At 55.0% G+C, this 13170-nt stretch carries 14 protein-coding genes and 1 pseudogene; 5 read left to right on the top strand and 10 right to left on the bottom strand.

The genetic code is table 11. The annotated features are described in order from the left end of the window. Window positions 1-100: 100 nt before the first annotated feature. The gene (locus tag IGS51_RS20100; protein ID WP_297080554.1) at window positions 101-496 is read right to left on the bottom strand and encodes a tetratricopeptide repeat protein; all 396 of its coding nucleotides are present in this window, start codon (window positions 494-496) and stop codon (window positions 101-103) included. Between the two features lie 319 nt (window positions 497-815). Between IGS51_RS20100 and IGS51_RS20095 the strand changes: the two genes are divergently transcribed. Together IGS51_RS20095 and IGS51_RS20090 are read left to right on the top strand one after the other, a co-directional pair. Continuing rightward, window positions 816-2294, top strand: a complete 1479-nt coding sequence (locus IGS51_RS20095; protein WP_297080553.1) for a CHASE2 domain-containing protein — start codon at window positions 816-818, stop codon at window positions 2292-2294. 123 nt (window positions 2295-2417) lie between these two features. Continuing rightward, window positions 2418-3692 (top strand): MFS transporter, encoded by a 1275-nt coding sequence (locus IGS51_RS20090; protein WP_297080552.1) that lies wholly within the window; start codon window positions 2418-2420, stop codon window positions 3690-3692. A 38-nt stretch (window positions 3693-3730) separates the two neighbouring features. On the opposite strand, the gene hisIE is transcribed toward IGS51_RS20090, so the two are convergent. From hisIE to IGS51_RS20070, 4 genes are all read right to left on the bottom strand, one after another. Then, on the bottom strand, window positions 3731-4375 hold the full coding sequence (gene hisIE / locus IGS51_RS20085; RefSeq protein WP_297080555.1) for a bifunctional phosphoribosyl-AMP cyclohydrolase/phosphoribosyl-ATP diphosphatase HisIE: 645 nt from the start codon (window positions 4373-4375) through the stop codon (window positions 3731-3733). A gap of 169 nt (window positions 4376-4544) precedes the next feature. Beyond that, window positions 4545-4745 (bottom strand): hypothetical protein, encoded by a 201-nt coding sequence (locus IGS51_RS20080; RefSeq protein ID WP_297080551.1) that lies wholly within the window; start codon window positions 4743-4745, stop codon window positions 4545-4547. 57 nt (window positions 4746-4802) lie between these two features. After that, window positions 4803-5126, bottom strand: coding sequence for a 2Fe-2S iron-sulfur cluster-binding protein (locus IGS51_RS20075; RefSeq protein WP_297080550.1), 324 nt, complete (start codon window positions 5124-5126; stop codon window positions 4803-4805). Window positions 5127-5403: 277 nt separating this feature from the next. Further along, on the bottom strand, window positions 5404-5586 hold the full coding sequence (locus IGS51_RS20070; RefSeq protein ID WP_172358720.1) for a hypothetical protein: 183 nt from the start codon (window positions 5584-5586) through the stop codon (window positions 5404-5406). A gap of 125 nt (window positions 5587-5711) precedes the next feature. Between IGS51_RS20070 and IGS51_RS20065 the strand changes: the two genes are divergently transcribed. The 3 genes from IGS51_RS20065 to IGS51_RS20055 all read left to right on the top strand — a co-directional run bounded on the left by IGS51_RS20065 (window position 5712) and on the right by IGS51_RS20055 (window position 7324). Beyond that, on the top strand, window positions 5712-6269 hold the full coding sequence (locus IGS51_RS20065; RefSeq protein ID WP_297080549.1) for a DUF2854 domain-containing protein: 558 nt from the start codon (window positions 5712-5714) through the stop codon (window positions 6267-6269). A 164-nt stretch (window positions 6270-6433) separates the two neighbouring features. Continuing rightward, on the top strand, window positions 6434-6769 hold the full coding sequence (locus IGS51_RS20060) for a DUF2605 domain-containing protein (RefSeq protein ID WP_297080548.1): 336 nt from the start codon (window positions 6434-6436) through the stop codon (window positions 6767-6769). A gap of 249 nt (window positions 6770-7018) precedes the next feature. After that, window positions 7019-7324, top strand: coding sequence for a DUF2973 domain-containing protein (locus IGS51_RS20055; RefSeq protein ID WP_297080547.1), 306 nt, complete (start codon window positions 7019-7021; stop codon window positions 7322-7324). 162 nt (window positions 7325-7486) lie between these two features. On the opposite strand, the gene IGS51_RS20050 is transcribed toward IGS51_RS20055, so the two are convergent. From IGS51_RS20050 to IGS51_RS20035, 5 genes and pseudogenes are all read right to left on the bottom strand, one after another. Then, entirely contained in the window at window positions 7487-7738 is a 252-nt protein-coding gene (locus IGS51_RS20050; RefSeq protein ID WP_068510696.1) for a hypothetical protein, read from the bottom strand. 308 nt (window positions 7739-8046) lie between these two features. Further along, window positions 8047-9924 carry a peptidoglycan DD-metalloendopeptidase family protein gene (locus tag IGS51_RS20045; RefSeq protein WP_297080546.1) on the bottom strand — a complete coding sequence of 626 codons (1878 nt, stop codon included), beginning with the start codon at window positions 9922-9924 and terminating at the stop codon, window positions 8047-8049. Window positions 9925-10062: 138 nt separating this feature from the next. After that, a pseudogene (locus IGS51_RS22450) lies at window positions 10063-10191 on the bottom strand (LysM domain-containing protein); the annotation flags it as partial. Between the two features lie 1490 nt (window positions 10192-11681). Further along, a complete protein-coding gene (locus tag IGS51_RS20040; protein WP_297080545.1) occupies window positions 11682-12143 on the bottom strand; it encodes a tRNA (cytidine(34)-2'-O)-methyltransferase in 462 nt (153 codons plus the stop codon). 231 nt (window positions 12144-12374) lie between these two features. Further along, a partial coding sequence (locus IGS51_RS20035) for a serine hydrolase (protein ID WP_297080544.1) occupies window positions 12375-13170 on the bottom strand: 796 nt, incomplete at its 5' end.

Raw genomic sequence — 13170 nt, 5'->3', positions numbered from 1 at the left:
GGGGATCTTGCACGCTTTGCTACAAACAGTAGGACTTTTCAAACATCCTCTTAAATCCCCCTTGGCTAAGGAGGACTTTGATTAGGGGGTCTTTTCTTACTTATGCCGAGATCAGTTTGCGCTTGAGCCAGATGTCTTCGCGGGCGTGGAGATAGCGCGGATCGGGGCTGAGGGCGATCGCCTGCTCAAAGTTTTCCAGCGCGTTGCCGTAGGCCTGCATTTCGGCAAATAGCAGCCCCCGGTTAAACCAGGCTTGATGATAGTCGGGCTGCATCGCCACGGCGCGGTCGTAGGAATCCAGCGCTTCGGCGTAGCGCTTCAGGCCGCACAGGGCATTGCCACGGTTGTTCCAGGCTTTGCAATAGCTGGGGTCGAGGGCGATCGCCCGGTCAAAGGCTGCCACGGCTTCTGAAAATTGCTCCGTTTCGCACAGGGCGCAGCCGTGTCCGTCCCAAAATTCCGGTTGGTTTTGATTGTGATCCAGATTCATCGTCATTCTTGCCTTGGGTGCAATAGGGTTTCGCAGGGTGCAGGGGGTATGGTTTGCAGGGTGACGGTTCGCGGGTTCGCAATCCGCACTGGCAATTCGCATTTATTCTGCAAATTCATTCTGCAAATTCATTCTGCAAAAAATGGCAGCGCCCTTGGAGACGGCTTTCTAGCCAGCCCAAGTGTGGTTTTCTCCGCCAAATGCGGGCTTCGCCCATTCCGTTTGGCAGGACGTTGGGCCTCAATTCAGAATTTTCTCTGATCTCTGGCGCTTGTCCCCCAGACTCCGCCCTAGGATGAGAGGCAGTTCCCTTGCTGCATGTACCATGACTCCTCCATCGGGCGATCGCCTTTCGAGTTCAACGCGCAAACGGCTGAAGGCGCTGCGGGCACTGGCGGCGACGCTGGGTGTGGCAAGTTTAGCTGTGACAGGGGCAGTTGTGGCGGTGCGCCAGTTGGGGCTGTTGCAAGGTACGGAGTTAGACACCTACGATGCGCTGGTGCGGCGATCGCCCGATCTGGGGCCCGACAAGCGGCTGCTGGTGGTGGGCATTTCCGACCAGGATATTCAATCGCTGAGCCAGCCCGATATCCACGACGGCACACTGGCAGAAGCATTGCAAAATCTGGAGCAGGGGGAACCGCGCGTGATTGCGCTGGATGTGGGGCGCGACTTGCCTGTGGGCGAGGGGCGAGGGGAATTGCTGCGCGTGCTGCGACAGAGCGATCGCATCCTTGCTGCCTGCACCCTCACCAAAGCCAATGAACCCAGCCTTGCACCGCCCCCCGGTGTGCCCGACGAACGGGTAGCCTTTGCCGACCTGCCCTTCGACCCCAGGGGTATAATCCGCCGCGCCAGCTTGGTGATTACCGATCCGCTGCGGTTGCCCCAGGAAACGGCACACCGCTGCAACACGCCCGCCGCCGACAATCCGCTGGTTTCTCTGGGCTTGTCAATGGCGCTGTTTTACTTGCAGTCCGAGAATATTGCCGCTGCTCCTGCCCCCAACGGCGAAATTCAGTTGGGCCAGGCATTGCTGAAACCACTGGCAGCAGGACAGACCGCAGGGTATCGGCGTACAGGCGCGACGGACTATCAGATTATGCTGCGCTATCGCTCGGCACAACATGCCGCGCCCGTAGTCAGCCTGATGGAGGTATTGCAAAACCAGGTGCCCCCTAATCTGATCCGAGATCGCATGGTCATCATCGGCTATACCTCCAGCATCAAGAAGGACCTGTTTCAAACGCCCTACAGTGGCGACCGTGACGGCGGCGAACCCACCCCTGGTGCGATCCTCCACGCCCAAATTGCTAGCCATTTGGTCAGCGCGGCTAAGGGAGAGCGGGCCCTGGTGTGGTACTGGCCGCTGGCAGTGGAAATGCTCTGGATACTGGGCTGGTCGCTGGTGGGCGGGGCGATCGCCTGGTTGATTACCAAAGCCCACTGGTTCCTGATTGCTGAGGGCGTGGCGGTGCTGGTGCTGGCGGGATTGTCGTACCTGCTGTTTCTGCAAGGCGGCTGGGTGCCCCTTGCGCCAGCGGCGATCGCCCTCCTCAGTACGGCCCTCGCCGTCGTGATCCTCGACCGCGCTACCAAAGGCGGCTACACCGAAGCCCTGTTCGAGCAAATGAAAGAAAAAGTGCAGGGCGTGATCAAGCCCACCGTCGAAATCGACCAGGAAAAACGCGCCCGCCAAGTCGCCGAAATCACCGAAAGCAGCTACTTCAAAGACCTCCAGCAGCGGGCCCGGGAGATCCGCGAGCGGCGAGTGCGGGAAGGCGAAGACAGCGGGAAGGCATGATGGGATGGCGGGGAGGCCGCTCTAAGCTCCATCTAACCTCCATCACTTCCGCCAAGCAGGGGATGCATCCCCCTGGTGGGGAACCCTACACTACAGAGGTTCTTGATAAGCGTGGTGGAGAGAGTGTTGGCACGAAAACTGGCGGGGTGGTTGCCGGATCTGGATTTTCGGGTGTGGATTTTGATTGCGGGGCGGCTGCTGTCGCAGGTGGGAACTGGATTCACGCTATTCTATGCGCCGATTTTCTTTGTAAACCGGGTGGGGCTGTCGGCGACGCTAGTGGGCGTGGGGCTGGGGGTCGGGGCGATCGCCGGAGTGCTGGGGCGCGTCCTGGGCGGGTCATTTGCCGATTCCCCAAAGATTGGGCGACGGCGGACGCTGCTCCTGTCGGCGGCGGTGTCGGCAGCGGCCTCGGCCATTCTGGCGGCCACATTCGACTTTCCCACCTTCCTGCTCGGCAACCTGCTGATGGGACTGGGGATTGGGCTATATTGGCCGGCCACCGAAACGGTCGTCGCAGATTTGACCACCATCGACCAGCGCAACGAAGCCTACGCGCTGGCGCGGCTGGGCGACAGTCTGGGGCTGGGCGTGGGCGTGGCGCTGGGCGGCGGGCTGATTGCAGCAACGGGTTCCTATCGGGCGCTGTTTGTGATCGACGCAATGTCCTACGTCATCTTTTTTGGGATTGTGTATCGGGCGATCGCCGAAACCCGCAATCCCACCCAGGCGCATCAGTCCATGCTGAAAAGCTGGAAACAGGCCCTCAGCGACGGCAGTCTGCTGATTTTTACCGTCGTGTGTACGCTGTTTACTACCTATCTGGCGTTGCTCAACAGCGCCTTGCCGCTTTACTTTGCCAACTTTGTGCCGACTGCGGCGGGACGCGGATTTTCCACCAGCACCATTAGCGTCTTGTTTTCGAGCTATGTAGCGCTGACGGCACTGACGCAGCTTCCGGTGATTCGCAAGCTGCAAGGACTAACCCAGCCGCAAATGCTGATCGTGTCGGCGATGTTTTGGGGCGCGGGGTTTGGGCTAGTTTGGGCGACGGGTATGGCGCGAGTGATGCCGCTGGGCTGGGCAGTGCTGGCGCTGGTGCTGATGGCGATCGCCACGGCTGCCTACACCCCAGGAGCCGCCTCGCTCGTCGTTGCGCTGGCTCCAGCAGAATTGCGTGGGGTGTATCTTTCGGTCAATTCACTCTGCTGGGCAGCGGGCTACTTCATTGGCCCGGTTCTGGGTGGTTGGGCGATGGATGGCACGGCTCAACTCGTACACGGTTTCTGGATCGCCTGCGCTGCCAGCATTCTGCCTTCCATCTTGACGTTGCACTATTTGGACAACCGGATTCGCCAGGAAGGACGACACGACCGCCAGAGTGATATGGGGCGCTAGGGTTATGCGGGGAATCCACGGCTGCCTTAGTGCGCGATTTAGCGGCGGCGTTCCTGCAATTTTTGATACACCGCTCGCAGATCTACCTTATGGTGGGCCAGGGCAACCAGCGTATGGTAGAACAGGTCGGCTACTTCTCCGGCGATCGCCCCTGGGTCGTCATCTTTGCAGGCCATCACCACTTCAGCGGCCTCTTCGCCAATCTTTTTGAGAATTTTGTTGTCTCCACCCGCCAACAGCTTGCAGGTGTAAGAGTCTGGGTTGGGATGATCTCGGCGATCGCAAATCACCTCAAACACCTGCGATAGCGTATCAGCAGGCGGAGGGGCGATCGCCCCGTCGATTTGATGAAAACAACTGCGCTCCCCGGTATGGCAGGCAACGTCGCCCACCTGTTCCACGCTCACCAGCAGCGCATCGCTGTCGCAGTCATATCGCAGCGCCTTGACGTGTTGTAGATGCCCAGAGGTTGCGCCTTTATGCCACAACGCAGCGCGAGAACGACTCCAAAACCAAGTTTCGCCCGTTTCGATAGTTTTTTGCAGCGACTCGCGGTTCATCCACGCCATCATCAGCACCGTGCCATCCAGATAGTCCTGCACAATGGCTGGCACCAGCCCCGCCTCGTTATAGCGGATCTGATCTAAAGGAATTGGAGAGTCCTGCGCCTGTTGCCCAATCATGACCGCTACCCCGTCGTGCGTCAATTTGTCTCAATTGGTAATTGATCGATTCTTGTCGATCACTTGTAAATCATTGGTTGTGATAAATCATTGGTTGTGATCGATCAATTCCTGTCGAAAATTCTGTTGAAAATTCTGTCTAAGCTATCTAACTAAAAGGATTTAAAAGTCATGATGGGACAATTACAACCGCCTCGACGTGGGCAAGCTGGCGATTCCCGTAGGGATTGCTTCGCGAATCGCCTTCCACCCGCGTCACCGCCCACCGCAGCGGCTCACCGTAGGCCAGCAGAGCTTGGGCGATCGCCGTCTGCAACTCGCCCAACTCGTCGCCCAGATAAACTTCGACCGTTACCAACTCAAGCCTCATTGCCAGCCCCAGTCCGTTAAATCCTGACTCTCGGTTTCTGATGCCGATGCTCAATCCCTATTTTTGGAACTGACCAAACTGCAATTCATATACCGTATCTTCCTTCTCCGTCTCCAGTTTCAAGTCCGATCGCGGATAGGCAACACAGAGCAACGCAAACCCCTGAGCTTGCAGTTCTGGGCTAATGCCCATGCCGTCACCCTGCTCCACCGTGCCCGATAGCAATTGCGCGGCACAGGTTGTGCAAACCCCCGCATTGCAGGAGGACGGCAGCTCCAGTCCGGCAGCGGCAGCAGCAGCCAGCACAGTTTCATCTGCTGAAACCGTAATCGTGTGGGCGGTTCCCTGGTGAAGAATTTCAACCCTATAAGTGTCGGTCATGATGACAGTCGTGCGTAACGTTAGAACAGGTAGCAAGGAATGGTTTTTTGAAAGATTTGCTAAGTGGGCTGACGTGTTAAAAGCCGAAGCTTGGAAACTAGCCCTAGACAGTGTCTTAAAACTTTCTAGGTTGTTGATTGCCTTGAGTTGATCCCCCTAAATCCCCCTTAGCTAAGGGGGACTTCCGGAGTGGTTCGGCTTAGTTCCCCCCTTTTTAAGGTGGGCTAGGGGGGATCTAAGGGGGGCTAGGGGGGATCGAAGGGTTTTAAAGCACGCCCTAGCTCAGTTCAGCGTCGGGAAAGGTGCGCTTAAACTCATCAATCAGGTCGTCTAGCTCTTCTAGCGCCTGGTTAACATCGATCCGCAGCGTCCCCAAATCTGGCTGCTCTAGCAGGCGCACGAGTGAGTCGCGCTTGCTCATCAGAAACTTGAGGCGATCGCGCAAAACTTGAGCATCCAGCATGGGAAATAAACTCCTCAATAAACTCCGAAACAACTTTCGTTCAGCTAGACACAAACTTCATCCTATCAAACCGTTCCAACAATGTTGAATAATTGTTAACAACCCTTTCATCTGTGGTGGCTATGCTTGGACGTATTTCGCTAGGGACGGTCGGACTGGTCGTGGGCGGTTTGCTCACCGTGGTAGGCTTCATTGCCTATTTCTCCAGCAGCGCCACGCTCAATCTGGTAGGGTTTTTCTACGGCATCCCCCTGCTGTTGGGCGGGCTGGCGCTGAAAATTTCCGAGTTGACTCCAGTTCCATACTCTCAGCCGCCTTCGGCTGCTGCCTTGGCGCTGCGAGATCAGCAAGCAACCGAAACCCAGCATCAGATTCGCAAGGACGTGACTCGCTATCGCTACGGGCAGTCAGCGCATCTCGATAGTTCGCTAGAGAGCCTGGGGCTGGAGCCGACGGACGATGAGCGCCCGGTGCTGGTCGCCCTGCGGGAAGAAGATCGAGACGGAGCCTATGCGCTCGTTCTGGAATTCGAGTCCGAATATGTTTCGCTGGAAAAATGGAACAGCAAGCGGGAAAAGATTGAGCGATTTTTCGGGCCGGGGCTGCGTGTCGAGATCAGCCAGCCCGGTGAAGATTACATTGACGTGGCGCTGATTTCGACTGGAGCAGTCCAGGCTTAGCCTTCCGGGTTAATCCCCCAAAGCTAATTCCCTGACCTAAACGCAAACAAGCCCCGTCCGGTTGTAAATTCGATCGGGCGGGTCTGACTTTATGTGTCAAAAATTGTTGCGAAACGTAAATCACGTTAAGATTACAGGATAAAGTTATACTCAGTTAACCCTCTATGTCTGGTTCGAGTACACCGGAACCCGATTTGCTAAAAACCCTGTTAGAGCCTTTGTTAGAAGACTTTCAGTATTGGTTTGAGCGATCGCAAACCCTGCTAGAATCCCAGCCCATTTCGTTTCTCAGCAATGAGCAACAGGCAGATTTATTAGCGCGAGTTTTGCAAGCTCAGCAAGAGGTGCAAACGGCCCAGTTGCTCCTTAGGGCAACAGACGGGAAGGTGGGTGTAGAGGCAGCCGTCATGGTTCCCTGGCACTCACTGGTCACAGAGTGTTGGCAGGTTTCGAGTCGTTTTCGTCTAGAGCGGATTCAGTCGCAAGACTCAGAGCCTTGAGGATTTCGCTGAGCGATTCCTCGGCAGTGGAGACGGGTCTGAATGCACTTATATTCTGAGCGTCGTTAGTGTACTGCAATGGTGTACTGCAATTATGAGAGAACCTGAGAAGTTTGTGTCTGCTTGTTAAGCATCTGACGATGCAACTTAAGTTGCTCGACGGGTTAATTGCTCTGACTGTTCAAAACTTTCAAAACTAATGCCAACGGTTCAGGTTGGCGGGGTTACGCAATTTAGAAGGAAAGCACTATGCTACATCTGCTTTATGTCGTTGCCTTTACGATCCTGGCGCTGCTGGCAGTCAGCAACTTGATTCGCAGCCTGATGACGCTGGGTATAGAGTCGCAGCGTGCCTATGCGCCCCCAGCACAGCCCTATCGCTCCAGTCGCCTTCAGTCTGCCTCTCATCCAGAACTGCTGGACGACGCAGGGAACCTGATTAACGAGCCGTATTTGGTGATGCGATCGATCTCGGTCGAAGATGCCCGCGAACAGCTTGACGCGCTATATAATGCATCGCCGAGTCCTGCCGAGAAGCCTCAAGAAGAGGCTTAATCCCATCATCAAAGGCAGGTAGAAGTGCAGGGATGGTGACGGCTTACAACTCTTTCACCTGACCTGAGCCTGAGTTGCTGCATTTCAATCAAGACGGGTAAGGCAAGTCAGAAAGGGCGATCGCCCGTTTGAATTGGATCGCCCTGATTTCGGTTGAGCGGCTTAATATCGATCTACACTGCCAGAGAAAATCGGCTCGACACGCAGCGCCAAAACTTTGGAGGGGCGGACAACCATATACTCGCCCTGGATGTTTTTGATCGGCACGCTGATAAAGTCATCCGAGGTGGCTTTGGGAACTAGTTCGCCACTGTACCATTTCTGGAAGTCTTGAATTGTTGAAAAACGAACTTCCTCTCGATGTCCGCCCTCCATCAACAGGTGAACAGCAAATTCGCTCGGTGTTCTGGGCATAGTGAATCCATCCTCTGCGTCGCGGTGCTGTGGTCAATATTCCCTAAAAAAGCATCAAAATAAAAGCCAAGCTCAAAAGAAAACCCAAAAGAAAATCGGGCGATCGCCCGGATACTGCTAAGGGGATAAAGGCAGATGGAAGCTACAAGTTGGCTTTCCCACTCGCGAATGCTCAGCCCTCATTCGACACTCAAGCATAGTCCAATCTCCAGCGTTCTGAACGCTGCATTCCAAACAAAAGAGTCGCTTCGCAAATGACTGCAAAAGCGACCCCTTGAACCTTTTGGGATATCCGTTCTCGAACTCGACTATCGACGCGCTAGGAGAGACATCGGATTAACCGTACCCTGGTTCGGGACATGGATCTCGAAGTGGACATGGGGCCCAGTGCTAAAGCCCGTGCTACCCATCGCCGCGATATGCTGGCCTTGATCCACTCGATCCCCAACGCGCACCAGTAGACGGCTATTGTGGGCATAGCGAGTGCGAGTGCCATCTGCATGACGAATGTCAATCATGTAGCCATAGCCACCAGAGTTCCAACCGGAAAACTCAACGACTCCAGCCGCCGCCGCCACAATGGGTGTGCCAACGGGTGCTGCGATGTCGATTCCCCGGTGCATCCGTCCCCAGCGCCAGCCAAATCCAGAGGTCAGAACTCCACGCGCCGGCCAGATGAAACCGTTTGAAACGGAAGTCCCCTCTGGCAAAAACGCATCCATCTGAGACAGCGCAGGTAGCTCAGGAGAAACCATGCGACCCACCAGCGGCTCTAGAAGAGGCTCATAGCTCTCTGATCCGAGGGGGGCAACTGCCACAAGCTGTCCGCTGCTGGCAGCAGGAGCAGATTCGCTAGCAGGAGCAGCAGCCACTAGCTCAGGCTCAGCACCAGCAGAAGGACTAGGGGAATCCAAGGCTCCTGGCTTTACCGCAAACTCTCCCGCATCTAACTCAGACACGACCTCAGGGTCAGGCTGAGTAGCCCCAGGGCGAGCCTCTAGAGCAGGTTCAACTGTAGGCACAGAAGGTACAAAGCGATCGCCCAAGTCTTGAGCCGAACCAACGCTTCTCAAGTTGAGCGCTGCAACCACGGAGGGCTGATCGTCTTGAGCGAACTTGCTGGCCTGATTGTCCAAACTCGACCCTTCTGAAGGCTCTGACGACCGCAAAGGAGCAACATCGTTGATCAGTCGGTGCAAATGCTCATAGGTGCGGCTAGGATTTTGAGCAGGCAATACAACCGCCGCTACCTCAGTTGTTCCGGGTCTGTCAACCTCAGAACGTACCGCTTCGTTCCGGACAGGAGCAATACCCCCGACCCCAACAAACTCAGTCGCAAACAGAACAGAACTGCCAGTAGCCACCGTGGGCACCGCATCAGACGGCTCAAACACCGTAGAAGCCTCGCCGACCTGACGAGAATCAGCCGGGGGCAGCACGACCGAAGACTGGCGACGGGCCGATGACACTAGCTCGGACGACTCGGCAGGAACTGCAATAACCTGACCAATCTGAATTACATCTGGATCTTGCAGACCGCTGGCTTCTACAACAGCATCTTTCGATACGCCGTAGGCGCTCGCAATTTGCTCAATGGTTTCTCCAGCAGAAACGCGATGAGCCAGCAACACAGGCTGCTCTAGATTGAGAGAAACATCACCAGCAGGCTGACTCAGAGCATTGGAAGAACTCTCAAGCGTTGCAGAGCCAGATGGAACTGCAAGAACCTGGTTAACTTGCAGTTGATGGGGATTGTCTAAGTCGTTCGCTGCTACCAAAACGCTTTGAGGAACGTTGTAGGCAAGGGCGATCGCCCCCAAAGTGTCCCCTGGCTTAACGCGATACAGGACACTACCGCCAGCCGGCAACACCGCTGTCAAACTCCGCTCACCATAACCCGAAGCGGCTAGCCCATTAGACGAAGGAGGCGAAACCAATTGCTTCTCATCTGCCCCCAGAGCGCTGCTTTGGTCATCGCCCTGAATACGGACAGAAGGAGTGGTGCCATCCTTAGACAAGCTAGACGGTCCCGCTGCCGACTGCAACTGTTGGCTAGTCAACACGCTACGCAAACGCTCTCGGCGCTGGCGGAGGTTTTCGAGGCTGGCGTAGCGGAGGGGACGGTCTGAGGTGCGAATTTCCTCCGAAATAGCTGCCACCTCGGATGGCGCTGTCTGCTCAGCCAAAACGCTTGCCGAAGATAAAGCAGGCGTATCTGCTGCAAGGGGTGAAGGCTCTACACTGGGAATTGGCTGCGGAGTACGCTCAGGCGCAACCCCTGAGACGCTAGCCGATTCTGCTCTCCGGTGACCCGGAACTCGAATTGCTTGCCCGACCCGAAGCACAGAATCCAGGGAAAGACCATTAACTTCGGCAAGCGTTCTAACGGGAACCCGGTAGTAACGAGCGATCTTGTAAAGTGTCTGTCCGGATCGAACCCGGTGGGTGAACATCGCCCCGGAATACGTCGAGGACGACGAAGCCTTGACAGGGGAGGACGGAGCAGTGGGAGCTACTTCGTCTATCCCAGGGCTTGCTAGGGGGGAATCCAGAGAATCAGTTTGGGGAACCGACAAGCCTGTATAAACTTCGGACTCAACGGAGTTCGGTTCGGCTGCGGTCGCCTGATCGCTGTGCCTTGGGAGCAACAAACTAGAAGCGCCCATCGAGAGCGCTAACCCAAGCATGGCGGCAGAAGTGCGAGCCTTGCGGCTAACCTCTCGGGGGTTCTGCTTGGGCTGCCCTGCCTCGGCTGCGTAGTCAGACGAATAACAGGAAACAGGCTTAACCTTCTGCGGAAATGCTCGTCTCAAAGAACAACCTCCTGTTGAGCGGCGTTCAACTGTCCTCAAAGGGAACCAGTCGTTGGAATCAAGTTGACACGGATGCAGTGACCGAAGTCACAGACCGACGGCGGTTCTAATCACTGACGCGCCTTACAACTAGGTAAGATTACCTTAAGCTTTTTGCTTAGACAAGCTTACACCAGTCTTCAAAAAAATCAACACTCTGGAATAACCCTGTGCTTAAACTACCCTTGTCAAAGAATCTAAACGTCTAACTTAGACAAAAACGCTCATCACTTGACGTTCAGAACAACCGATGAGCTTACACCAGTTCTTCAAAAAAGACTAGCTGTTAACAGGGTAACTGCATTAATCCTTAAAAAGAAAAATAAATTACAGCCTTTTATCTTCACACAAGATATCTTGCGAAAAGCTCAAATGCCTTGTCAGAGGAGAGTTTTGGCTACTGGTTCTGGTGGGAATCTGAGAGCGCTTTTGCGTAATTAGGATTTCTAATTTTCAATCGATTGTCCTTTCGAGCTTCCAAATCTACGGAGGAAGATCCAAGGATTTCACGGTTGACGAACTGGAGAAACACCACCCGTTTTTCTCCGGTTTTTAGTACCCATGCCAAGCTTTGTCGAGTGGATAAATCGCGCCTAGAGGAGGGCTTGTAAGGCTCACTTCTCAGATTGGGATTTCTTATGGTAGCCCCTATTCTTTCGTATTCCAGGTTACTGACTTCTATTGTGTATCCTTCAAACTAAGCGCTTGATTCGGATTGACCTGATTTTTTTCGGGCTGGATTAGGGCAATCTGATCAGCAGTGTTGGGAAGCTGGTTCGCAGCAGAGCGAGTTCTCAAGAATTTCTCAGTCGGACTAGATTCCAAGCGCTGGGATTCAAGGGCGATCGCCCCCATATTGCCCTCAGGTCGCCCCGATATTGCCCCGATATCGCCCCAATTCTGCCCAAATTTAGCACTCAGGCACGAAAAGCCTGGGCATTTACTCTAAACCCACTGCATCTGTAATAAAATTTTCTGTATAAAATTACTCGCCTGAGGAAGTTCCGTTCCATATATATATAGATATGGAGTGAGTGTTTTCCTGAGGAACAGGAGAATCAGGCTGTTCCTGAGTCAGCTTTGAGGCGGGGCTAGTCTAAAAGCCCAAGCTGGCGACGCGCTTCGAAAAGCCCCAAAGCAGCGCTGACTGAGAGATTGAGGCTGCGAACACCGGGTTGAGCCATCGGAATTTTGACGACAGTGTGGCAGGCAGCTAATACGTCAGCCGGTAGACCTGTCGTTTCACAGCCAAACAACAGCCAATCATCATCTCGATACTGAAACTTTGTATAGCTACATAACCCTGAAGTGCTGAAGCCGATCCAGCGTCCTCCCTGCTGGGCATGGGAGCGCTGGAATGCTTGCAGGTCAGGATGATAGTAGAGGTCTACGTATTTCCAGTAATCCAGCCCCGCCCGCTTGAGATAGCGATCGCTAATTTCAAAGCCCAAGGGGCCAACCAGATGCAGCGGTGTACAGGTGGCGGCGCAGGTGCGGGCAATATTGCCCGTGTTTGGGGGAATCTGGGGATTAACGAGAACAACGCTGGGCATAGGGAAAGCGGAAGTTGGCGATCGCCCGATAGGTCTGTCGGTCAGCAGCAATCGGAGAGCTGAGCCGTGCGAGATCCGATGCTTCGCAGGGGGTGGCGTGCGTCGGTCTGAAGCTGACTCACACGAGCGATCGCAGAGCAGGAATGTATAGATTCTTCTAATGATTGCTCAGCAGTGGATAGATAGAGCGCAGGATACGTGCTTTTTTCCACCAAGTTGCTGGCTGAGTTGCTAAAGAGTTGGCTGCTGTGCGGGATCAGAGGCGCTAGAATCCTGGCTCGAAGGCGCGGTAGCGGGATTAGCCGTAGAATCCGGCCCATTGGGCGGGATGGCAACGGCAGGGGGCTGAGCAAAGTATTGATAGGTTGCCTGAGAAATTTGCTGGATGAGCTGTGCTGCCGACCCAGCATCGCCCGCCCGCTGCACCAAGGCGGTAATCACGTAGCGCTTGCCGTTGGGCATATCTACAATCCCGCTATCGCCCGAAAGACTGTCGATGTTGCCAGTTTTGTGGGCGATTTTTGCGTCAGGCCCGAGAGTTGCCGCCAAGAGGTTGTTGTTTACCGTGGAGCGCATGATGTCGAGCAGACGATCGCGCGATCGCAGCGACAGCAAATCTCCCTGGCTCACGGCTGTTAGCAGCAGCGACAAATCGCGGGCGCTGGTGGTGTTCGTGCCTTGCAAATCTGCCAGGAGATTATTCAGTACGGTGTGGCTCATGCCCCAATCGCGAAATCGGCTATTGAGTGCGGTCAGTCCGCCCAGCTTGTGAATCACCATGTTTGTGGCCGTATTGTCGCTAATGGTGATCATTTTGGTCGCGGTATCCAGGGCGCTAAGCTGGCTGCCCACTTCCATAAACTGAATTTCACCGGAGCCGTCTGTGATATCAATCGTTTGCAAGGTCAGAGACTCATCCAGTCGCACCCGCTGCCGATCGACGTCTTGCAAAAAGGCAACCAGAATGGGGGTTTTGATTGTGCTAGCGGCTGGATACACGGTGCTGCCGTTCAAGTCCACATAGTCC

The organism is Thermoleptolyngbya sp. M55_K2018_002, from assembly GCF_015295965.1.
Classification (GTDB): Bacteria; Cyanobacteriota; Cyanobacteriia; order Elainellales; family Elainellaceae; genus Thermoleptolyngbya; species Thermoleptolyngbya sichuanensis.
This window is presented reverse-complemented; position numbering and strand designations above follow the sequence as displayed.

Bases quoted from the DNA above. Each gene is read 5' to 3' on its own strand.
- IGS51_RS20100 (WP_297080554.1), bottom strand. From the start codon at position 496: ATGACGATGAATCTGGATCACAATCAAAACCAACCGGAATTTTGGGAC.
- IGS51_RS20095 (WP_297080553.1), top strand. From the start codon at position 816: ATGACTCCTCCATCGGGCGATCGCCTTTCGAGTTCAACGCGCAAACGG.
- hisIE (WP_297080555.1), bottom strand. From the start codon at position 4,375: ATGATTGGGCAACAGGCGCAGGACTCTCCAATTCCTTTAGATCAGATC.
- IGS51_RS20080 (WP_297080551.1), bottom strand. From the start codon at position 4,745: ATGAGGCTTGAGTTGGTAACGGTCGAAGTTTATCTGGGCGACGAGTTG.
- IGS51_RS20075 (WP_297080550.1), bottom strand. From the start codon at position 5,126: ATGACCGACACTTATAGGGTTGAAATTCTTCACCAGGGAACCGCCCAC.
- IGS51_RS20065 (WP_297080549.1), top strand. From the start codon at position 5,712: ATGCTTGGACGTATTTCGCTAGGGACGGTCGGACTGGTCGTGGGCGGT.
- IGS51_RS20060 (WP_297080548.1), top strand. From the start codon at position 6,434: ATGTCTGGTTCGAGTACACCGGAACCCGATTTGCTAAAAACCCTGTTA.
- IGS51_RS20055 (WP_297080547.1), top strand. From the start codon at position 7,019: ATGCTACATCTGCTTTATGTCGTTGCCTTTACGATCCTGGCGCTGCTG.
- IGS51_RS20050 (WP_068510696.1), bottom strand. From the start codon at position 7,738: ATGCCCAGAACACCGAGCGAATTTGCTGTTCACCTGTTGATGGAGGGC.
- IGS51_RS20040 (WP_297080545.1), bottom strand. From the start codon at position 12,143: ATGCCCAGCGTTGTTCTCGTTAATCCCCAGATTCCCCCAAACACGGGC.